At 46.9% G+C, this 19,664-nt stretch carries 23 protein-coding genes; 12 read left to right on the top strand and 11 right to left on the bottom strand.

Going from position 1 to position 19,664, the window contains the following annotated elements:
* The 3 genes from BLV54_RS07335 to BLV54_RS16035 form a co-directional block, all read right to left on the bottom strand.
* The coding region (locus tag BLV54_RS07335) for an IS630 transposase-related protein (RefSeq protein WP_090569664.1) at positions 1-251 on the bottom strand (251 nt) is incomplete at its 3' end.
* Between the two features lie 32 nt (positions 252-283).
* Complete coding sequence (locus BLV54_RS07330; RefSeq protein WP_090569924.1) at positions 284-484, bottom strand: hypothetical protein; 201 nt, start codon at positions 482-484, stop codon at positions 284-286.
* 104 nt (positions 485-588) lie between these two features.
* Positions 589-858, bottom strand: coding sequence for a hypothetical protein (locus tag BLV54_RS16035; protein WP_176969705.1), 270 nt, complete (start codon positions 856-858; stop codon positions 589-591).
* Between the two features lie 321 nt (positions 859-1,179).
* Here BLV54_RS16035 and BLV54_RS15490 point away from each other — a divergent pair, with 321 nt between their 5' ends.
* The 3 genes from BLV54_RS15490 (at position 1,180) to BLV54_RS07315 (ending at position 3,945) form a co-directional block, all read left to right on the top strand.
* A complete protein-coding gene (locus tag BLV54_RS15490; protein WP_143032446.1) occupies positions 1,180-1,479 on the top strand; it encodes a hypothetical protein in 300 nt (99 codons plus the stop codon).
* 190 nt (positions 1,480-1,669) lie between these two features.
* Entirely contained in the window at positions 1,670-2,617 is a 948-nt protein-coding gene (locus BLV54_RS07320; protein WP_090569918.1) for an L-threonine 3-dehydrogenase, read from the top strand.
* A 47-nt stretch (positions 2,618-2,664) separates the two neighbouring features.
* Positions 2,665-3,945 (top strand): aminotransferase class I/II-fold pyridoxal phosphate-dependent enzyme, encoded by a 1,281-nt coding sequence (locus tag BLV54_RS07315; RefSeq protein ID WP_256329245.1) that lies wholly within the window; start codon positions 2,665-2,667, stop codon positions 3,943-3,945.
* 61 nt (positions 3,946-4,006) lie between these two features.
* Here the strand turns inward: BLV54_RS07315 and BLV54_RS07310 are convergent, their stop codons facing one another.
* Positions 4,007-4,390 carry a surface-adhesin E family protein gene (locus tag BLV54_RS07310; RefSeq protein WP_090569911.1) on the bottom strand — a complete coding sequence of 128 codons (384 nt, stop codon included), beginning with the start codon at positions 4,388-4,390 and terminating at the stop codon, positions 4,007-4,009.
* A gap of 83 nt (positions 4,391-4,473) precedes the next feature.
* Positions 4,474-4,683, bottom strand: a complete 210-nt coding sequence (locus BLV54_RS07305) for an MBL fold metallo-hydrolase (RefSeq protein WP_176969704.1) — start codon at positions 4,681-4,683, stop codon at positions 4,474-4,476.
* Between the two features lie 110 nt (positions 4,684-4,793).
* Here BLV54_RS07305 and BLV54_RS07300 point away from each other — a divergent pair, with 110 nt between their 5' ends.
* The 5 genes from BLV54_RS07300 to BLV54_RS07280 all read left to right on the top strand — a co-directional run bounded on the left by BLV54_RS07300 (position 4,794) and on the right by BLV54_RS07280 (position 8,171).
* Entirely contained in the window at positions 4,794-4,937 is a 144-nt protein-coding gene (locus BLV54_RS07300; protein WP_218132343.1) for a hypothetical protein, read from the top strand.
* A gap of 4 nt (positions 4,938-4,941) precedes the next feature.
* Positions 4,942-5,163 (top strand): DUF6691 family protein, encoded by a 222-nt coding sequence (locus tag BLV54_RS07295; protein WP_256329244.1) that lies wholly within the window; start codon positions 4,942-4,944, stop codon positions 5,161-5,163.
* Positions 5,164-5,286: 123 nt separating this feature from the next.
* A complete protein-coding gene (locus BLV54_RS07290) occupies positions 5,287-5,652 on the top strand; it encodes an ArsR/SmtB family transcription factor (RefSeq protein WP_256329247.1) in 366 nt (121 codons plus the stop codon).
* Between the two features lie 52 nt (positions 5,653-5,704).
* Positions 5,705-7,342, top strand: a complete 1,638-nt coding sequence (locus BLV54_RS07285; protein ID WP_371113279.1) for a bifunctional protein tyrosine phosphatase family protein/NAD(P)/FAD-dependent oxidoreductase — start codon at positions 5,705-5,707, stop codon at positions 7,340-7,342.
* 7 nt (positions 7,343-7,349) lie between these two features.
* A complete protein-coding gene (locus tag BLV54_RS07280) occupies positions 7,350-8,171 on the top strand; it encodes a sulfite exporter TauE/SafE family protein (RefSeq protein ID WP_090569903.1) in 822 nt (273 codons plus the stop codon).
* Positions 8,172-8,405: 234 nt separating this feature from the next.
* On the opposite strand, the gene BLV54_RS07275 is transcribed toward BLV54_RS07280, so the two are convergent.
* The 3 genes from BLV54_RS07275 to BLV54_RS07265 form a co-directional block, all read right to left on the bottom strand.
* Positions 8,406-8,615 carry a hypothetical protein gene (locus tag BLV54_RS07275; protein ID WP_090569900.1) on the bottom strand — a complete coding sequence of 70 codons (210 nt, stop codon included), beginning with the start codon at positions 8,613-8,615 and terminating at the stop codon, positions 8,406-8,408.
* 218 nt (positions 8,616-8,833) lie between these two features.
* Positions 8,834-10,369 carry a class I SAM-dependent methyltransferase gene (locus tag BLV54_RS07270; RefSeq protein WP_090569897.1) on the bottom strand — a complete coding sequence of 512 codons (1,536 nt, stop codon included), beginning with the start codon at positions 10,367-10,369 and terminating at the stop codon, positions 8,834-8,836.
* Between the two features lie 130 nt (positions 10,370-10,499).
* Positions 10,500-13,127 (bottom strand): beta strand repeat-containing protein, encoded by a 2,628-nt coding sequence (locus tag BLV54_RS07265; protein WP_090569894.1) that lies wholly within the window; start codon positions 13,125-13,127, stop codon positions 10,500-10,502.
* 699 nt (positions 13,128-13,826) lie between these two features.
* Here BLV54_RS07265 and BLV54_RS07260 point away from each other — a divergent pair.
* From BLV54_RS07260 to BLV54_RS16785, 3 genes are all read left to right on the top strand, one after another.
* Positions 13,827-14,522 carry a DUF484 family protein gene (locus tag BLV54_RS07260; protein WP_090569892.1) on the top strand — a complete coding sequence of 232 codons (696 nt, stop codon included), beginning with the start codon at positions 13,827-13,829 and terminating at the stop codon, positions 14,520-14,522.
* A complete protein-coding gene (xerC, locus tag BLV54_RS07255) occupies positions 14,503-15,408 on the top strand; it encodes a tyrosine recombinase XerC (RefSeq protein WP_090569890.1) in 906 nt (301 codons plus the stop codon). The genes BLV54_RS07260 and xerC overlap by 20 nt, the downstream gene beginning before the upstream one ends.
* A gap of 265 nt (positions 15,409-15,673) precedes the next feature.
* The gene (locus tag BLV54_RS16785; RefSeq protein WP_256329068.1) at positions 15,674-15,805 is read left to right on the top strand and encodes a hypothetical protein; all 132 of its coding nucleotides are present in this window, start codon (positions 15,674-15,676) and stop codon (positions 15,803-15,805) included.
* A gap of 219 nt (positions 15,806-16,024) precedes the next feature.
* Here BLV54_RS16785 and BLV54_RS07250 read toward each other — a convergent pair whose 3' ends face one another.
* The gene (locus tag BLV54_RS07250) at positions 16,025-17,047 is read right to left on the bottom strand and encodes an NADPH-dependent aldehyde reductase Ahr (RefSeq protein ID WP_090569887.1); all 1,023 of its coding nucleotides are present in this window, start codon (positions 17,045-17,047) and stop codon (positions 16,025-16,027) included.
* Positions 17,048-17,251: 204 nt separating this feature from the next.
* Complete coding sequence (locus BLV54_RS07245) at positions 17,252-17,935, bottom strand: zinc metallopeptidase (protein ID WP_090569884.1); 684 nt, start codon at positions 17,933-17,935, stop codon at positions 17,252-17,254.
* Between the two features lie 170 nt (positions 17,936-18,105).
* Here BLV54_RS07245 and BLV54_RS07240 point away from each other — a divergent pair, with 170 nt between their 5' ends.
* Positions 18,106-18,558, top strand: coding sequence for a rhodanese-like domain-containing protein (locus tag BLV54_RS07240; RefSeq protein ID WP_090569881.1), 453 nt, complete (start codon positions 18,106-18,108; stop codon positions 18,556-18,558).
* Positions 18,559-18,788: 230 nt separating this feature from the next.
* On the opposite strand, the gene BLV54_RS07235 is transcribed toward BLV54_RS07240, so the two are convergent.
* Positions 18,789-19,610: an undecaprenyl-diphosphate phosphatase gene (locus BLV54_RS07235; protein ID WP_090569878.1), complete on the bottom strand. Its 822-nt coding sequence runs from the start codon at positions 19,608-19,610 to the stop codon at positions 18,789-18,791.
* Between the last annotated feature and the right edge of the window lie 54 nt (positions 19,611-19,664).

Genomic DNA, 19,664 nt, shown 5'->3' with positions numbered 1-19,664 from the left:
TTCTGCGCCACGCCCAAACGTTTTGCTCGCTCGTACTGATAGGCATCGGGATAATCGAGAATATCCTGCCGCAATACATCAAGATCAATCTTGCGTTTGCGAAACCCTTGAGGTTTGCGATCAACATGCTTGATCCAGCGAACAACGCTTGCTATACCCACATCAAACCGCGCTGCCACCTCGGCTATCGTAAGTCCTTCTTTCTCTCGAACAGATAACACTTTACGGCGAAAATCCAATGAATATGCCATCCTTGCATTATAATCAAAATTATCTGGTTATGCTATAACTCATGACGCTCCAAGTTCCCGCCAATTGCATTTACCGCCAGACACATCACCCCAACCCCCATCAGCGCAAACGCCTTCCTCAGAGAACTTATCTCTTGAGAATGATCGCCCTGAGGCCTTAATAATTCAATCACAGCAAGAATCAGAACAACAACAAGACCAACAAAAGCAACGGTCAAAAAATTAATATCCATTAATCACCATATTTATAATTAATATGGCAATAATAATTACTTATGCTGGTTGATTGGCCCATGTTTTCCGCCTTTGTGCGCTTGCTACATAATGGCGTTATTTTTTATAGAATTGAATCAATTTGGCTTTCATCATAACAAACTTTGTTAGATCCACAAATACGATGGATAAACCAAAACTTTTGAACCAGGTGCGAGATAAACTCAGGCTCAAGCATTACAGCTATCGTACCGGGCAATCTGATCTTGCCTGAATTAAGCGTTTCATTCTCTTTCACAAAAAACAGCATCCGAATAGGATGGGAGGGAGATTGAGTCCTTATTTTTGTGTTTATTTTTCCTATGCCTATCAACGCTGGCAAGATAGCAGCCATTACGCATTTTCCTGGATAGTACATATAATCCCAGATTCCTCAGTTGATCGCTCATTTTGATGTTAACATTATGAATATAATAACCATTCCTATAAATTTCATTCTCACCTTCCGGGTGTTTCCGCTTCGGGACGGATTGCGCGATTTTGCAAGCACATGGCTGCGTTGCAACTCCTTGGAATGGAACGACCATTCCGCGTCGTTGCGCCTTGCCCTGCACTCGCAAAACCACACACTCCATCCCACCCAACTGAGGAATCCAGGATAATGGACACCAGAAATATAAAAACTATTCTATCTTTCGTCTAGCCACCTGGCGTAATGATCGGCTTGTATGCCATCTCTTCGATACCGGGGAAGCCGCCTGATAATCCGACCATCATTCAGTATTTTCCTGGTTTTTCTCCGACTGTTCACAATATGCTGCATATTCCGGCTTATGCTTTGCTTGCGTGGACGCTCCACCGCTGCCTGTTTCCGTATCTTCTCCCTCGAATTGGATTGACTCCAGTCGTGATAATGGCGGCATCTACGGTGCGCTGCTTGAGTGGCATCAGGCCGATACCCCCGGTCGATACGCTAGTTTCAGTGATGCTATGTTTAATTTCATCGGCGCAATAATAGGCGTCTGGTTCGCATGGAGGAGTGCGGTTGTAAACAAAACCACTTGACCCATAGGCTCACTATTTGACAACACAACTCAAGATAGAGAGATAATGGTAGGCATCAGGACCGCTTTGTACTGCCCAACAAAAGTTTTTTTGGCAATGGTCTCTTTCTGACTACTCCTAAAATTCAAAAACAGGAATTTATGAATCGAATCTTGGTAACCGGGGCTACCGGGCAAATTGGTTCTGAACTGGTTCCTGCGCTGCGAAAAAAATACGGCAGCGATCATGTTGTCGCGGCTGGACATAAAAGAGCACCGCCAAAAGGCTTTGTAGAAGAAGGACCCTACACCTCCCTTGATGTTACTGATATCGATGCGCTTACAAAAATTGTGCGCGATTTCCACATTGATACAATTTTTCACCTGGCTGCCCTGTTATCAGCCGTTGCTGAAAAAAACCCGCTGGCTGCTTGGAAAATCAATATGGAAGGGCTGCAAAATGTTCTGGAAGTAAGCCGCACCTATGGCTGCGCTGTTTTCTTTCCCAGTTCGATCGGCGCTTTCGGCCCAGGCACCCCGCGTGACAACACACCTCAGGATACCATTCAGCGCCCCAACACCATGTATGGAGTGTGCAAAGTAGCTGGCGAGCTTTTGTGTGATTATTACTTCACCCACTTTGGAGTAGATACCCGCGGTGTACGCTATCCTGGATTGATCTCGTATGAAACACTGCCTGGCGGAGGAACTACTGATTATGCTGTCGAAATTTTTTACCAGGCCATTCAGCAAAAGAAATACGCATGCTTTTTAAATAAAGGCACAACTCTCGATATGATGTATATGCCCGATGCCGTGCGGGCTGCCATTGAGCTGATGGAAGCTGAACCGCAGCAATTAAAACATCGTAATGCCTTTAATATCACTGCGATGAGTTTCGCTCCCGAAGAACTGGCCGCGCAAATTCAAAAACACATACCTGCTTTTACCATGCACTATCAGATCGACCCGGTTCGGCAAACCATCGCTGATTCTTGGCCGCGCCATATGGACGATCAAGCTGCACGCGAAGAATGGGGTTGGCAGCCCCATTATGACCTTGCGGCCATGACAAAAGACATGATCGAGCGTCTAACAAAAAAGCTCTAAGTGTTAAACCTTGATAAGGAGCCGAAATGTCTCTTGAACAATTAAATATGTATTGCACCTTGAAGCTGGCCGAATTGAAAGAAAGAGGTGCTCAAAAAGGGGCAGAAAAAGTGATTGCAAAAATCACCCTGCCCGACTGGGTAAAAGAGGGCAAATTGCCCACTTCTGCAGAAGATGAAAACTTTGGGCCGCGTTATTTTTTAGCGAGCGATGAAAAGGCGTACTTACTGATGAACTCTAATTCATACCTGGGTCTCGCGTTACACCCCAAGGTGATGGCCGCAGAAGAAGAAGGAGTTAAACATTTTGGTACAGGCCCCGGTGCCGTCCGTTTTATCTCAGGCACATACCAACCGCATGTCGAACTTGAAAAGCACCTGGCAGCATTTCACGGACGTGCATCCGCCATGATTTACAGTTCAGCTTATACAACTGTGATGGGGATACTTCCCGCATTAATCGATGAACATACGCTGGTAGTGAGCGATCAACTGAATCACAACTGCATCATCAATGCCATTCGCCTGTCCTATCCAGCCAAAAAAGAGATTTTCAAACATCTCGATATGACAGAACTCGAGCGTATTCTCAGTACTTATGCTTACGGCAAAAATGCCGCAGGCGAGCCTGAGATCAAGCGAGTGCTGGTCATCACCGACGGCATCTTCAGTATGCGTGGTGACTGCGCGCCACTGGATGAAATTGTCCCGATTTGCCGGAAATATGAACAGGATTTTGCAGACGGCATTATTACCATTGCTGACGATTCACACGGCGTAGGCACGTTTGGCGAAACTGGACGGGGAACCGAAGAATACACCCAAAGCAAAGTCGACATACTGATTGCCACGCTGGGTAAGGCATTAGGTGTAAATGGCGGTTACGTGGTTGCCAGCACCCCTGTTATCGATTACCTGAGGGAAATCTCCCCTTTTTATGTGTATTCAAATCCAATTACCCCGTCCGAGGCACTGGCCGCCATAGCCTCTCTGGAGATACTGGAAAGCAAGGAAGGACTGGAACGCTTAGCAAGATTGCGCGAGCTGACGGTACACTTTGAAAATGGCCTAACTGAACTGGGTTTCGAAACCATCCCTGGCGAACATCCGGTAACCCCGCTTGTCGTGCGCGACACTCAGCAAACAGCACTTCTGATCGAATACCTTTTTCAGAATGGCATCTTAGCGACCGGTTTAAATTACCCAATCGTTCCCAAAGGAGACGAAGAAATTCGCTTCCAAATTAACGCCAACCACACCACTGGAGATATCGATTACCTCCTAAGTGTTTTGAAAAATTTTCCGGCCTATTCGCGTTCTCGCTCATAGCCTTCCTGGCCTGGTCTTTCTCCGCAGTGAGGCTGGGTCTGAACAACAAAAATGGACAAAATTATTTTTCGCAAACCGTTTTAGCTATGTGATCAAGAAAGGAATTGGTTGCATAACCAGACCAATCTTTTGACTTATCATGCTGAGCACCGACCATATTGGCCGCTGCCTTGGGATCTGAATAAAGCAGCATCGTATAGGAGCGGACTTTTCCTTCTTTGCAATCAAGCTCATATAAGCTTTTGACAGATTGATATCCACCTGGCTGCTTTTGATCATAACTGGATAACACCCAGACTTTTCTGAAATGACCATTTTTTTCGGTGCTTTCCGGATCAAAATAATGATTCTCCCCTTGCTTTGTTCCTGCAACCACCCTCACCCATTCTGCCTGCCCAGGTGCTACAGCAGACATAAGAAAGACCAGCAAAAATATTTTTTTCATAATGTCTCTTTGATTTTAATGCCGCGCTAAACAGTTCGCGGATAGGAACTGAATAATACGCTCTATTTTATCAGAGTAACTTATTACCTTGCTTTCGTTTGGTTCACAGTCAGATGCTGCTCAGTAATGATTGTGATCAATTTATCGGCAGAAACCGCTTTCGTTCTACTTGCTATTGGAACGTAATCAAGCACGGGGTCAATAATGGCACAACCTCCGCTTCGCTCATCAAACACCCCGTAGGTCCCAGTCCAGGTAGCAGGATCAAAGAATGCTCGGATGTTTGGCTGCATGATTCTCTCTTTTTCTCAGCCCAAATAGATTCATATAAATTGACTATAGTATATTTATCAACATAATATTAATTCTTATTATATGTAAAGATAGATCATAGAGAATTATCATGACTATCGACTGGACATATTTCACACCAGCATCTGCATTAGCTGGCGGCATGGTGATCAATATCGCGACCGCTATTCTGTCGTTGCTTGCCGGACGGATCGCCGGTATTTGCGGCATAGTTGGTGGTTTATTCAGGCTGTAGCGGGGTGCCCATCTCTCGTGTGATCGATAAGCGCCTGGTTCTCGATAGTCTGGCATTTGGCATCGGCTGGAGCATCTCGGGTATCTGTCCGGATCCTGGGCTGGTGCTGGTTGGAGCAGGCAACTTGCATGGCATGGCATTTGTCGCAACCACGTTACTCGGTATGGGTATTTTTGAGCTGCTGGAACGATACCGTGCCCACTATGCCAGGCAACAGGATGGATAAACTGTCATGCACCTCATACAAAGCATTTTTTGCAACTTTTAAACAAGAAAATTTGAATATTTTTTTATGCTGAGCAATCAATCAATCTTAAAAGAAATAGAAAATCATGCTGATTTGACTGACATGTTGTCAAATCGGGCATCCGCTGTACAAGTATGCGCCTTGCTGAAAGCGCTGGCTAACGAGGATCGCTTACTCATTCTTTGCAAGCTCATGCAAGGTAAAAAAAATGTGGGCGAACTAGAGCAGTCGCTGGGAATACGGCAGCCGACCCTGTCACAGCAACTTACCGTTCTGCGTGAAGAAAAGCTCGTGAATACTGAGCGCAAGGGCAAATATATCTATTACAACCTGGCAAGTCGGGCAGCATTACAAATCATGCAAACGCTGTATCACCTTTATTGCACCGATAATAATCCTCACCCTCAGCAAAAAAGTAGTCACCTTAAGCTAAAGAAACCGACCCCTTCTAGAGGAGAAAAAAATTAGCATAATCAAGACAAAACTGAATGAAAAACTGTCTGTTACCGGCCAAATCAGCGTGGATGATTTGGCAGAAATCGCTGCAGCAGGTTATAAATCTGTTATCTGCAATCATCCCGATTATGAGGGCGGTGAGACACAGCCCACCAGCGCACAACTGGAACAAGCAGCACGCTCGCTTGGCCTCCAGTTTGTTTATCTGCCGGTCGAGATCGGGGCAGTTTCGACTGAAAAGAGCGATGCATTCAACAAACTGCTGGCTGAATTACCGAGACCTATGCTCGCTTTCTGCAAAAGCAGCAACCGATCGAAAGCGCTGCATGAAATGACGGGACAAAAACAAGAAAAACCTGAAGGTGAAGCAGAATCGGTTACTGCCGCCTGCAGCGGGACGGGCGAAGCCCCTGCAACAACTCAGCTACCACCCCCCTCCGAGGAAAAGCTGCTTCCGCTGATTCCTGCCTGCAATTGGGGCAATGCTTTTGATATCGTTGTGATAGGAGGGGGAGCTGCAGGAATTGGCGTCACTGCCAGTCTGTTGCATCGTCAGCCTTCCTTACGCATCGCTATTATCGAACCTAGTGATAAGCATTATTATCAGCCGGCCTGGACCCTGGTCGGCGGGGATGCTTATGACATCGCGCAAACAGTGAGGAACATGTCTGACGTCATTCCGCCGAAAGCAGAATGGATACAGGTAGCAGCGAACGGCTTCGATCCAGACCATAATCTGGTCCATCTGGTCGATGGTCGCTCGATTGGTTACCGCCAATTGATCGTTTGCCCAGGCATTCGTCTGGCATGGAAAAAAATCGAAGGCATCCAGCAAACGCTTGGCAAAAATGGCGTTACTTCCAACTATCAATTCGAGCTGGCACCTTACACCTGGTCGCTGACGCAAAATCTCAAAAGAGGTAAGGCTATGTTTACCCAGCCTCCCATACCGATCAAATGTGCTGGCGCACCGCACAAACCCATGTATCTGTCATGCGATCACTGGCTGCGCCAGTGTGTGCTGGACAATATCGAAGTCGAATTTAATAGCGCCGCTGCAGTACTGTTTTCGGTCGCTGATTTTGTGCCGTCACTGATGAAATATGTGCAGCGCTATCACGCCAAACTGGCCTTCAACTCCAACCTCATAAAAGTCGATGACCCCAACAGAATTGCCACTTTCGAAATTAAGGATAGTGAAGGCAAAGTCACACTCGTAGAAAAACCGTTTGATATGCTGCATGTGACGCCTCCCCAGGTCGCACCTGATTTTCTGAGTAACAGCCTGCTGGCAGATGCAATCGGATTTTGTGAAGTCAATCCCAAAACTTTGCAACATACGCGTTACCCCAATATTTTCTCACTGGTGGATGCGTGCTCCTCGTCTAATACCAAAACAGCAGCGGCAGCCAGAAAGCAAATCGCCATTGTGGCCGATAATCTGCTTGCAGCCAGAGAGGGCAGAAAACTCCCCGATATTTATGATGGCTATGGTGGCTGTCCGCTAACCGTGGAGAAGGGCAAGGTGATTCTGGCCGAGTTTGGTTTTGGCGGCAAGTTGCTGCCGACTTTTCCGTTCTTCGATCCGACTGCACCCAGCCGATTTGCGTGGTTACTCAAAGTCAAAGTGTTCCCATGGTTGTACTGGAACGGCATGTTGAAAGGCCGTGAATGGCTGACCCGTTCAACAGGTGTAAGCTGAGCAGCTCATGGATACTAACTTGATCAGCATTCTGCTAGGTTTATTTACTGGCACCGTGCTCGCCTTGACAGGGGCTGGCAGCACTATCATCGCGGTGCCATTGCTCATGTTCAGCCTGAACCTGACGGTAGCCCAAGCTGCTCCCATTGGTTTGCTGGCGGCCAGTTTGTCGGCAGCGATCGGTACATTGCTCGCATTCAGGCAAAACAGAGTCAGATACCGGACAGCCGGTTTCATTGCTTTGATAGGCGCACTCGCTTCACCAGCAGGGATATGGCTTGCACAGCACTTACCCAATATATCATTAACATTACTGTTTGCTTGCGTACTCACCTTTGTTGCCCAGCATATGTTACGCCAAAGCATGCACGAAGGTAAAAATGAGATAAGCGCTCAGCATACCGCTCCTCCTTGCCAGTTAGATGATACCAGCGGACGTTTAATTTGGACCATGCCATGTTTCAGAGCATTAGCATTGTCAGGCACGGCAGCAGGTTTTCTGTCAGGTCTGCTGGGCGTAGGAGGTGGATTCGTGATCGTGCCTGTCCTCGGGAAAATCACCAATCTTCCCATATTGTCCATAATGGCGACCTCGCTGGCGATCACCGCATTAATTGCTACCACTGGCGTTGTTTCGGCGATACTCATTGGCGCCATGCAATGGTCGATCGCCATACCCTTTTGTGTTGGTACTATCGCAGGCATGCTGCTCGGTGGAACATTTGCCGCTCGTTTTGCGGGCCCCAGATTACAGCAAGGCTTCGCTATCCTCGCTGGCAGTATCGCTCTAGGCATGATCGCTAAAGTGGTTTGGACAATCTTTCTATAGCAGCGCGGGGTAATTTATCTCGAACGTTGCACCTCCTGCGTCAGCACACCCTACAAGCTACCATCCTGGAAGCGAGACAAACAAATCCTCTGCGGTCCAGAGTGGTTTCATTTTAAATACTCGTATCGGCAGCCTCTACAAAACCGAGCTATCTATTTGCTTGAGCGATGCTTATCAGCATACCATGCTACTAATAACATGATAGCTGCAAACACTGCCAATCCAATTATAGATTCAATCGCCATCATCTGCTCCTTTACGCAGAATAAAGGAAACAATCAAGAATATGCTCGCCAGAAATATCAGTGCCAATACACCAACGATAGTCACTTTCTTATCAATCAAGCCGCCCAGTAAGACCACAACAACTGATGCGGCAGCAACATTATCTGATACTTTAGCCAAACCTTCTTGTTGCTCCTTGTTGAATACTGGAAACTTCATATAGCCAGCCTACACCAATATTTTTACAAAATCAAAAAGGAAAATTGGGTTTTGCAACGCAAGACAGGCAAGACGTCAACGCCGATGCGTATCGCTCTATAGGGGCAAATTTATCAACACACCATCTTGCACCAGAATTAACGATACCACTTATATCGTGAACGATATACTCGAACGATGCGCCTCCTTACGTGAGCACATCCTACTCGGAAACTAACTCAAGCAATCTGCAACGCCTTCAGAATAGGTAGGCGTTTCTCGGCGAAGTCGCTAGCCTGCCGTGTGAGTTCCGCCAAGTTTTCCTCCACAGACTCAATGGTTTTACCTTCTTTCGTCAGCCGTTGATTCAATGCGGCAAGGTATTGCCAGGCAAACTGCGCCCATTCCTGGGGGGATTTTTTTCCTTGGTGACGAGCTAGCAGAAAAAGTTGCTGGAAACGATTGACCGAGACACCGCCGCCTGTGAGGGGACTGGCCAAGTAGGCTATATCATTACTACTACGACTCTTGTTCATCAAATGCAGGTTGAGTTTGTCAGTGCTGCGTCTAGCTTTTGATGCTACCGTATCTTCCTGCACCACTGCGACATCGCCCTTGCCAATCAGGATCATTGCCGCCTGTAAAATCTGTGCAAAGGTGAGACCCTTACTCTGCATGGTCTGCTCGATCTGCCCCAATGTTCGCGACTTATAGTCAGCCAGTAGATCTAGAATGGGGGTATAAACACCCTCATTTAACGTGGCTTCCCCCAGCGGGCCGCTGACTTTCAGTTTGATCGCTTCTCGCAGATTCAGCAGTATCACACGCTGACTCCGCAGACGTTCAAGACGTTCGAGAGGATCGCATGGTCGCGCACCTTTGACCCAGTAATCCCTCCTGAACTGGGTATTGCACATAAAGTCGCGTGCCGTTTCCCGGAACATTGCATCGGGAATTTCGTGCAGGAATTGCTGCTGCACTTCTGACAGATTCACCGCGTCGACATGGTCAGTATAATGGGCAGAACAGGCATAACTCAGCTTGGCAGATGTTAGCCAATCGCGCATACGCGTGAAGGACATCGGATGCCAGTGCTGATTAAAATATTCGTGTGCCAAGTAGTTCCGATTCTGCTCCTTCATCTTGCTGATACGCTCGGCTATCTGTGGATACATTCGGCCATAAAGCGGATTGGTAGCAAGCATGCGCTCGGCAAAATCAAGCGCAGCATCAATGCGGCTGATGATTCCCTGGCCGCTGGTGCCCATTACTTCCGCGTGCTCCGCCAACAGCTCCCGCATCGGCAGCATCGCTGCCCAACCCGGCTGGGTGTTGTAGCTAATATAGAGCACTCCTCCCACCTTCAGTTTGCGGCGGATAAAATCGACGATGACAGCCCGATTTTCGTCTGAAATCCAGCTCCAGATACCGTGCAGACCAATATAGTCAAAATCGGGCAAATCGGATCGCGTACAAAACTCGGCAAATGCCTGATCATACAGATGAGCATTAGCGCCAGACACAGCCGATACTTCCTGCGCAAAACCAGCCTGCACCGGGTTGAAATCCGTACCATACCAGCACTTGGTTGAGGAAGCCGAGTGCATGATGATACTCATTCCCTGACCAAAGCCCAACTCGCAGGCCGTTTCAATCTCTGGAAAATCTACTCCGGTCGTTAAAAACGGCAGACTGAGGCGCAAAGGGTTAAGCTCTGGGTAGTAGCCATAAGTATAGCTAATATCAGCCACGTAGCCGGCAGTCCAATCAGTCATTATCTTTCCTTACGAAAACCAGAAGTTTTTTAAACAATGCGCCACAAAAAAACCCCGCTCCTGTGTAGAGAGCGGGGTTGGTTAGCTTCTTATCCGACCAAATCAAGATAGTCGGACATCTTCAGATAGATTAGAAGTTGATGTCTGTTTCAGATAGTGAAGCTACGCCGGTCAGCTTAACAATCAAATCATCAGCTGCGGTAAAGTTACCATCTTTGTTGGCATCGATAAGTGCAAAGGTATCAGTTCCAACCGTGCTGAAAGCCACGCCACGATCACCTGCAGGTGAATTAAACAGATCCGCAATGCTGGTCAGATCTGTAGCAGCAGTGACCTGGGAGGTTACATCAACTACACCACGCTGCGCCCCGCTGAAGCCCAAATTAGTGACGTCAAGACGGTCACTGACTGTGGTACCGCCAGTAACAAATCCAGTCACATTATCAAAGCCGGTGTCAGCTCCGATGGTGATCTTACCGTCCTTAGAGGTATCCGTGATTTGAGAATCGGTCGCAGCCTTCAGAACAAAGGTATCACGTGCACCAACTGCGGTCAAAGTCACAGCGTCACCGCTCTTGCCAGTGTAAATGACATCACCAACCGTGCTGGATTTGTAGGTATCAACACCCTCAGCACCGTTGTAAGCCACGTTCTTAGCATGAGCTGAGAAATCGATGGTGACATTACCTTTGGAGGCGGTTGCATCAACTTTGCTCACTACCCCAATAAAGGTTACACCTGACAGGTTAACAGATGCATCGCCTTTGATGGTCAGGGTTTCAGCCTGGGCATCCACGAGATTGGCCGTCAGAGTGTGTGCAGAAGCACCCAGCGCTTTACTGCCGCCATCCAGGGTACCAACATGGGCGTCTATTACCAGATTCTCAACACCATGCGCTGTAACAGTATCAGCGTTGATATTACCATTAGCTACATCATCCTTGTTACCATCATTGATGGTAGCTACGAAGGTAAAGGTTTCAGTATCGCCTTTGGCCGTAGTTCCAGTAAAATCCTTACCAGTTACAGTTACGGCACCACCAAGACCAGTCGTCAGGGCAAAATCACCATCGTTAGCTTTGCTGGCAACATTGAGTGTGAAAGCATCAGGCGCATTGATGAAGTCGATAGGAGCTGTGTTTGTGCCATTGATAGCTTCGTCGATTTGCACGGTGGCAAAGTTATTCAACGAGACATCATATTTGCCTGCACCACCCGAAACATCCAACGTTTCGAAGTTGGTGATGAATGCCGCTGTTGTGGCAGTCAAGGTAGCACCATCGGTGATGTTAATGATGTCAGTACCATCGCCCCCATTGACACCTTTGTCGAATTGACCCAGCAGTTTACCCACAAAGAGTTTATCATCACCTTTACCGAGTGCAACAGAAGAACCAGCCGCGTTACCTGTATCAAGATCGAATGTATCTGCACCATCGCCGCCGGATACAGCTACAGCTTTGGTACCTGCGATTACAGCCTTGACACCACCTGTGTTCTTAGATGCATCGAACGTGGTCATACCGCCTGTAAAGGCAGTACCAGTCAGATCGACACTACCTGCTCCGGTAATCGTGGCAGTCGTAATCGTCGCACCACTATCAACCAGCGATAACGTGTTCGTACCAGAAGCAGCAATCGACAAAGTTTGAATAGCATCAGCAGCCGTTGAATCGATCTTAGCATTCGCATTGTTGGCGGTTACATTTAAGGTAGTCGCTTTGGCGGCTGTTACAGAACCCAGATCTACATTATTGGGCGTGCCCGATTTGCCAAAAGCATTCAAACCAAGCGCTAGTGTGGCAGCAGTAGAGCCATCGAATTTAACATCTTGATTTTGATTCTTAACTGCCAGATTGGCGATCGATCCAAGGCCACTTACCGTACCAATAAAAGTGCTATCGTGAAGCGTCACAGTATTAACACCTGTGGCATTAGACAGATTCAGATCATCTGTGCCAGCAAAACGTAAACTGATATTCTCGATGTTTTTGAGCGTTGGCGCAACCACAATGTTCTGAGCAAGAGTCGCATTGAGGATATCATTATTGCCGCCGTTACCATCAAGCGTGTCAAAGCTTTGCAATGTATTGGTCGGGGTTGCTCCATTCAGAACAACACCAGCTTCGAACGTATCATCGCCAGCTCCACCGAGAATATTGTCCTGATTAATAGTAAGCGTATGAACCCCACCTGGTTGACCTGTAGGTGGTGTGAAACCATGATCTGTCAAAAATTGTGTCGCTTCTGCTTCTGTTGAAGGTCCTGCAGCAGTTACGTCTGCCAGGACTGCTTGTAAAGCAGCGACACTAAGACCATCATTTTTAACAGAATAAAGATCTGCAACCAGAATCTTGTTTTGGAACAGATCAGCCGTAGGTTGAAATTCTTGAGGTACAGTACCCAGCAGGAAATTGGATGCTTCGAGAAGGATATCACCTAGGTCCACACCTTGTACGAGCCGCGCAATGAAAAAGGCTTCTGCTTGCGCATCCGGGCTGGCCGGATCGGTATTGCCTGCTGTCAAACCAAAATTGGTCAACAGTGCAGCTGCAATTTCTTGATTGGTAACGGCGCCATGAAGAATATCTTGCTTGAATTGACGGGTTGCCACCAGTTCATCCGCCAGGTTTTCAAAAGACATGCCAGCCTCGACCGCTTTAGCAAAATCTTGTAGAAATACGGAGCCGGGAGCAGCGTTGAACGTAGCCACTGTCAGCGCAAGTATGTTTTCCTTTTGTTGAGGAGTAATAGCCATAACAAGTGTTCCTTATTAATTAGAGTTAAAAAAACTTCTGACAAAAAACCATATGTCACGAAATCGCTGAATATGAAACAAATAGTCCTTGCAAGCTGTTAAAAGTCATTTTTCGCGTTCCTGCTGTTTACATATTTCATGACAATGACTATGGCCTCGCCACCAGAAATCGCCACAGTTGACAAGTGTGAACGATTCTGCCTAAAAATTCTATCGCATGCAAGCAAACAAACATTTTTAAACATGCTGTGTTGTTAATTTACAACGATTCTTACAATACCTTAGCAAAAAAACAACCCAATAATAAATAGTTAAAAGATGAAAATGTAAGAATTTAATTTGAATATTGCAGTGGAGAGATTGACGCCCCAATACAGCATCTGTTTCAGAATAACAGACACATTTTTCCGAGTAATAGACGCATACTTAAAAATCAAAAAGTGCCTACTTTGCCTCATTTTACTTAGTCAGGCAATATTATTTATTGTGTGCTCTTATGATAGAAAGAGGTGTAATTTTTCTCACATTAATCGCTTGTTATCTGCATCTTGGTTGTAGCAGGAGCAATTCAATTCTTGTAATTGCCCATGGACAAATAAGTCTGCCAGTGGAGCGATTCAGAATTATATGTAGTTTATAAATTTATACGCTAATATCCACGTTTTTGTTCCATGAATCTGAATCGATCAGGATATCATTATGAAACCGGAAAATGTTGCGCAATACCTGCGGAAAAATCCGCAGTTTTTTGTCGAATATGCTGAGTTGCTTGCGGAAATCAGGATTCCACATCCTTACGAAGGTCGAGCGATTTCGATCAATGAACGCCAAATGGTTTTGCTGCGCGAAAAAAACCGTCTGTTGCAGGAAAAGCTGCATGAACTTATCAGTATCGGAGAAAATAACGATATGATTGGCAAAAAAATGCACCAACTGACGGTTACGCTGATGGAATTGAATTCATTGGATGAAATGCTAAATGGGCTGAATGACAATCTGCGTGAAAATTTTTCCATTCAGCATGCGGCAGTACGCTTGTGGTTTTCATGCAATTCTGCTGGAGATAAACGACGCCCTGAATTCGCGCTGGTCAGCGAAACGATGCGCACCACTGTTGAAAGCATGGAAAAACCTTATTGCGGCCCGCATCTAGCAGACGAGATCAAACAATGGTTTGGACGTGATGCGCATCAATTACGGTCTTTTTCCATGATCCCGCTACGCAGGAAACATACCTTTGGTTTACTGGTAATGGGCAGTCCGGAACTGGAACGGTTTTATCCTGATATGGGCACACTTTATCTGGAACGGTTAAGCGAGCTGATTGCAGCTGCTCTCGTTCGTTTCGAACGGTGGAATATTGAGACCCAGGTGCATGAACTCCCCCACTCCTGATGACAAATCAGTCCTGGTCAACGCATACCTTGCACATCTGAGGGATGAGCGCAGGCTGTCAACGCTGACAGAAAAAAGCTATGCACGAGATCTGGCTATTTTACTGCAGCTTTCTGAAAAAATACCTCTAAATCAGTTGCGCGCGCATGATATTCGACATTTCATCGTTAAACTTCATGGAAACGGACTCTCTGGTAGAAGCCTTGCAAGAATGCTATCTGCCTGGCGAGGTTTTTATCGCTATTTAATCCGTCATCGTGGCTATGCCGATAACCCCTGCAATGGCATGCGGGTCCCCAAATCTCCCAGAAACTTGCCACACGCGCTATCTCCAGATGAAACTGCGAAGCTGATGGCTTTTGATCAGAAAGATCAACTAAGCGTGCGCGATCGCGCCATGCTTGAGTTATTTTATTCTTCAGGCTTAAGGCTAGCAGAATTGACGCAGCTCAGACCCGAGGATATCGATTTTGCTGAGGGCACCGTGCGGGTTCGAGGAAAAGGCAGCAAGACGCGGATAGTGCCAGTCGGAAGTTATGCATTGCAAGCGCTGCAAGCCTGGCTAAAGCAGCGTGAAGGGACGCTGAAACCAGGAGAAACCGCGCTCTTTCTATCGCGCCGGGGCAGCCAAATTAGCCCCCGTGCAATCGAGTATCGCTTAAAAGCCCGTGCTATACAACAGAATCTCAGCAATCATGCACATCCTCATGCCCTGCGTCATTCTTTTGCTTCTCACGTATTACAATCCAGTGGAGATTTGCGCGCAGTACAGGAAATGCTGGGGCATGCCAGCATCAGCACCACCCAAGTCTATACACACCTCGATTTTCAGCACCTTGCAATGATCTACGATAGCGCACACCCTCGTGCCAAACGAAAAAAATAACCGTAGTTAAACTGTTTTAATACTCATTCCATTTCTAAATCAAACATGACACAAGAGCGAGTCGCAGACGGTATAAATAATACGGCAAGGAGAGCCGACAAAGTCAGGTTTGATTTAGAAATGGAATAACGCACATTGACGCCGATATCCCCTTTGTATCCCATTTTGGTCTCAGTTTATCAAAGGCATTAACTCACGCTATCTCGCGGTTCGACAAGCTCACCGCGAACGGTTAAACCTAGATTCCTCAGTTGGGCAGGATGGAGTGTGTGATTTTGCGAGTGCAGGGCAAGGCGCAACGATGCGGAATGGTCGTTCCATTCCAAAGAGTTGCAACGCAGCCATGCGCTTGCAAAATTGCGCAATCCGTCCTGCAGCGGAAACACCGAGAGGGTGAAAATGAAATATGTAGGAAAAATTATTATATTCATAATGTTAACATCAGAACAAGCGATCAACTGAGGAATCTAGGTTAAATATAACATCCTTACCAATACACCATTTAACCTGAGCTGTGAGCTTGCCGAACAGTCGAAGGCCAGCATTCAGACGATCCAGCTGTTTGACAAGCTCACCATGAACAGAAGTTCACTGGCACCGGGCTTAAGCAAATAACTCAGAAAGGACCGACATGATCCAGTACGATCCGATACCTTGCCTTACCTGCCTCCAGATGCGCGATAGCATCATTGACTTTATTGAGCGGGAAATGCTCGACTTGCGGGACGATATGATGTCGTGCAGCAAAATCCAGCATGGTAGCTATAATAGCAGGTCCACCGGTGGGTGAGCCTGAAACACTTTTTTGCCCCATGATCAGCTCGAATGCTGGAATAGGCATCGGCTCCAGCACGGCACCAACCACGTGCATACGACCATTCGGTTTCAGTGTTTTGAGCAGTAATGACCAGTCAAGCGGCACATTTACCGTAACCATCAGAAAATCGAGCGAATTGGCTACTTTGCGAATTTCCGCGCTGTTACGACTGGAAACAATGTGATGCGCGCCGAACCCCCGGGTTTCTTCCGCTTTTGAAAGATTCGAGGTAAATGCCGTAACCTCGCAACCCCAGGCGCGGGCGAATCGCAACGCAAGATGACCCAGGCCGCCAATGCCAACAATGCCAACCCGATCTGTCGGTTTTACACCATAGGTACTCAGCGGGGCAAAGACAGTAATGCCACCACATAGCAGCGGCCCTGCAGAAGACATTTCCAGCGTACTAGGCAACGGAATGGCCCACAACCAATGGGAGCGCACTCGCTCTGCAAAACCACCATGATGTCCGATAATGGTCGGTGCCGCTTGCAGGCAAAGATTATGGTGACCCGTCAAACATTCATGACAATGCATGCAGCTATTAACATTCCAACCAATGCCAACGCGCTGCCCAATCTTCAATTGTTTGACGTGCTCACCCACCGCAACAATACGGCCTACCACTTCATGCCCTGGAATAACGGGATATTGCGATAATCCCCAATCATTATTAATAATTGAAAGATCAGAATGGCATAGACCACAAAATTCGACCGCAACCTCAACTTCTTCCGGGCCTAGCGGGCCAGCATCATAAGTAAATAGCTCAAGTTTTTGCTTTGCACCGCGCGCAGCCCATCCGCTGATATTATTAGTCATCAATATCCTCCCTGCTTTCAGATCATATCGTTAAAGAAAAAGAATCCTTTAGACCACCCTTCACCCTGAGCCTGCCGAAGGGTGAGCTTGTCGGAAGGTAAATATGATGAGCGTTAAATCCGGCAAGCAGAATTTTCATCTATATTAAGATACCACTGTTATCAAAGATCCTCCTACTGAAAAATATTTATTTCCACCCTATCGTTATCTTCGAATAATCGCCCACCAGCGTGCGATATTGATTAATGTCATAAGCGAAGCGGAAACATAAGTCCAGGCTGCCGCTTTGAGTAATCTACGGGCATGTGGTGCGTCACCCTGTTTGAGATAATTTCCTTGCTCCAAGAGAGGTAGAGCACGCACAAAACTTGCATTCATTTCCATCGGGAGAGTCAGCAAGTGCACCAACGTTGACGTGCCTAACGTTAGCAACCCGCCGGCCAAAAATAATGCGCCGGCTAGGGGTGCACGGACCAATGCCACTACGAGCGGCACCAACATGAGAATCCCCGCCCCTAGTTTTTCCACTGGCGCAGCCAGTTGCACTAGCCTGGTGCGCATTTTTAACGGCAAATAACCATCCCGATCCTGAAGGGCGTGTCCTACTTCATGTGCAGCCACCGTAATCGCGGTGAGCGATCTGCCATTGAATTTATCCGGGGTAAGGCGAACTACCTTTTCAAGAGGGTCATAATGATCGCCCAGCTCTGTGGTCTCGACCCTGACTTGCTGTAAATTTGCTTGATCAAGCAAGGTACGGGCCAATTGTGCACCCGTGCCAGAATAGCGATCATCCGGCTGGCTATATTTCTCCATGATATGTTTGACCCAATAAGAAGGCCCAACCACTAAAACAACCAGTAGAATGATCAATATCAGATAGAACATCACGTTTTTTTCAGAATACAAACAAAGTACAAACAAAGAAAATTAATTTGTACGATACATTACATGAGATTCGCCTTGACAGTATCAGTTCAGATAAAGATTCATAGCTCTTTTTTGCTTCAGCGCTTCACTTTGATTACACTTCTCATTTTACCGATTAAAATAGACACATGGAAAACGCAAGCAAGATATTGGAAAAAGCACATGAACGTGCCGAAGAGATGAGTTTATCTTACAAAGGCGCTTTATTACCTGCCGAAGCGTTCGCATTGTTACAGGAAATTCCCAATGCCAAGTTGATTGATGTTCGCTGCAAAGCTGAACTGGATTGGGTTGGTCGCATTCCTGGCGCAATCGAAGTCGAGTTAAAAACTTACCCGAGCATGCAATCTAATCCAAATTTCATTGATCAGGTAGCTGAAAAAGTAGAGCAAGACGATGTGCTTATGTTTCTTTGCCGTAGCGGCGGGCGCTCAGATTATGCGGCTACCATCGCCACCCAGTCAGATTTCCCTAATTGCTACAACATTCTGGAGGGTTTTGAAGGCGATAAGGACGAAACAGGCCATCGCGGCCGTAAAGGTGGCTGGAAGGCGGCTGATCTGCCTTGGGTACAAAGCTAGCAGGTTGTTGGCCTTCGACTGTTCGACAAGCTTGTATGGTATTAGCGGCTCAGGCCGAACGCTATATTGGTAACTATATTATTTAATCGAAAACAGCCTATTAGCATTTTTAACAGCAACTGTGGGGTGCAATACGCGCAGCGCATTGCACCTGATTTAACATTTACCCGACATACGGGATATGGGACATAGGGCGCAATACTCCATGACTATTGTGCCCTGCATTTAAATCAGCTTGTTGACCACGCAATAAGTCCGGTGTAAGCCGTTACCAGGATAATGATGCCGAATCCGATGCGATACCATGCGAAGAGAGTGAAATCATGATGACTGATATAGCGCAATAAACCACGGATTGCCAGCCATGCGCTCACAAACGAGGCAATAAAGCCTGCTGCAAACATACTCAGATCTTCCATTTGCAGCAGATCGCGACTCTTATAAACATCGTAAAAGGTAGCGACAAACATAATCGGGATCGCTAGAAAAAAGGAGAATTCGGCTGCTGCCTTGCGTGACAAGCCAAAAAACAAACCACTAATGATCGTGGCTCCCGAACGGGAAGTACCCGGAATCAAGGCAAGGCACTGGGCACAGCCAATTTTCAACGCATGTTTCCAGTCCATATCCTCTACCTGCTCAACATCTACCACATGATTACGACGCTCTGCCCATAAAATTAATATACCCCCCATGATCAACGCCAAGGCAACGGATAAGGGATGAAACAAGTAATATTTGATCGTTTTGATGAATAAAAAACCGAGGATAGCAGCAGGCAAAAAAGCAATCAGCAAATTTAACAGAAAGCGATTCGATTCTTTTGAGCCTATGCCGGTCACGACTGCCGTCAGTCGGGCGCGATACTCCCAGCATACCGCCAGTATCGCCCCCAATTGAATGGCTACAGTAAAAACCTTGGCCTTATCATCATTGAAATCAAGCAGATCACCCACCAGAATCAAATGACCCGTGGAAGAAATCGGCAGGAACTCAGTCAATCCCTCAATAATCCCAAGAATCAGCGCCTTGATCAGTATCGGCCAATCCATGTCGGCCTTCTGTTCAAAGATTCAAAAAATAATGACGAAAGATATGAGCAGACA

This window comes from Nitrosomonas sp. Nm33 (assembly GCF_900107265.1).
GTDB lineage: Bacteria > Pseudomonadota > Gammaproteobacteria > Burkholderiales > Nitrosomonadaceae > Nitrosomonas.
This window is presented reverse-complemented; position numbering and strand designations above follow the sequence as displayed.

What these genes read in the sequence shown, in the direction of transcription:
- BLV54_RS07275 (WP_090569900.1), bottom strand. Translation starts at nt 8,615, where the DNA reads ATGAAGTTTCCAGTATTCAACAAGGAGCAACAAGAAGGTTTGGCTAAA.
- BLV54_RS07280 (WP_090569903.1), top strand. Translation starts at nt 7,350, where the DNA reads ATGGATACTAACTTGATCAGCATTCTGCTAGGTTTATTTACTGGCACC.
- BLV54_RS07240 (WP_090569881.1), top strand. Translation starts at nt 18,106, where the DNA reads ATGGAAAACGCAAGCAAGATATTGGAAAAAGCACATGAACGTGCCGAA.
- xerC (WP_090569890.1), top strand. Translation starts at nt 14,503, where the DNA reads ATGAACTCCCCCACTCCTGATGACAAATCAGTCCTGGTCAACGCATAC.
- BLV54_RS07245 (WP_090569884.1), bottom strand. Translation starts at nt 17,935, where the DNA reads ATGTTCTATCTGATATTGATCATTCTACTGGTTGTTTTAGTGGTTGGG.
- BLV54_RS07290 (WP_256329247.1), top strand. Translation starts at nt 5,287, where the DNA reads ATGTTGTCAAATCGGGCATCCGCTGTACAAGTATGCGCCTTGCTGAAA.
- BLV54_RS07260 (WP_090569892.1), top strand. Translation starts at nt 13,827, where the DNA reads ATGAAACCGGAAAATGTTGCGCAATACCTGCGGAAAAATCCGCAGTTT.
- BLV54_RS07310 (WP_090569911.1), bottom strand. Translation starts at nt 4,390, where the DNA reads ATGAAAAAAATATTTTTGCTGGTCTTTCTTATGTCTGCTGTAGCACCT.
- BLV54_RS07305 (WP_176969704.1), bottom strand. Translation starts at nt 4,683, where the DNA reads ATGCAGCCAAACATCCGAGCATTCTTTGATCCTGCTACCTGGACTGGG.
- BLV54_RS07265 (WP_090569894.1), bottom strand. Translation starts at nt 13,127, where the DNA reads ATGGCTATTACTCCTCAACAAAAGGAAAACATACTTGCGCTGACAGTG.
- BLV54_RS15490 (WP_143032446.1), top strand. Translation starts at nt 1,180, where the DNA reads ATGATCGGCTTGTATGCCATCTCTTCGATACCGGGGAAGCCGCCTGAT.
- BLV54_RS07300 (WP_218132343.1), top strand. Translation starts at nt 4,794, where the DNA reads ATGACTATCGACTGGACATATTTCACACCAGCATCTGCATTAGCTGGC.
- BLV54_RS07320 (WP_090569918.1), top strand. Translation starts at nt 1,670, where the DNA reads ATGAATCGAATCTTGGTAACCGGGGCTACCGGGCAAATTGGTTCTGAA.
- BLV54_RS07315 (WP_256329245.1), top strand. Translation starts at nt 2,665, where the DNA reads ATGTATTGCACCTTGAAGCTGGCCGAATTGAAAGAAAGAGGTGCTCAA.
- BLV54_RS07235 (WP_090569878.1), bottom strand. Translation starts at nt 19,610, where the DNA reads ATGGATTGGCCGATACTGATCAAGGCGCTGATTCTTGGGATTATTGAG.
- BLV54_RS16035 (WP_176969705.1), bottom strand. Translation starts at nt 858, where the DNA reads ATGGCTGCTATCTTGCCAGCGTTGATAGGCATAGGAAAAATAAACACA.
- BLV54_RS07250 (WP_090569887.1), bottom strand. Translation starts at nt 17,047, where the DNA reads ATGACTAATAATATCAGCGGATGGGCTGCGCGCGGTGCAAAGCAAAAA.
- BLV54_RS07330 (WP_090569924.1), bottom strand. Translation starts at nt 484, where the DNA reads ATGGATATTAATTTTTTGACCGTTGCTTTTGTTGGTCTTGTTGTTGTT.
- BLV54_RS07270 (WP_090569897.1), bottom strand. Translation starts at nt 10,369, where the DNA reads ATGACTGATTGGACTGCCGGCTACGTGGCTGATATTAGCTATACTTAT.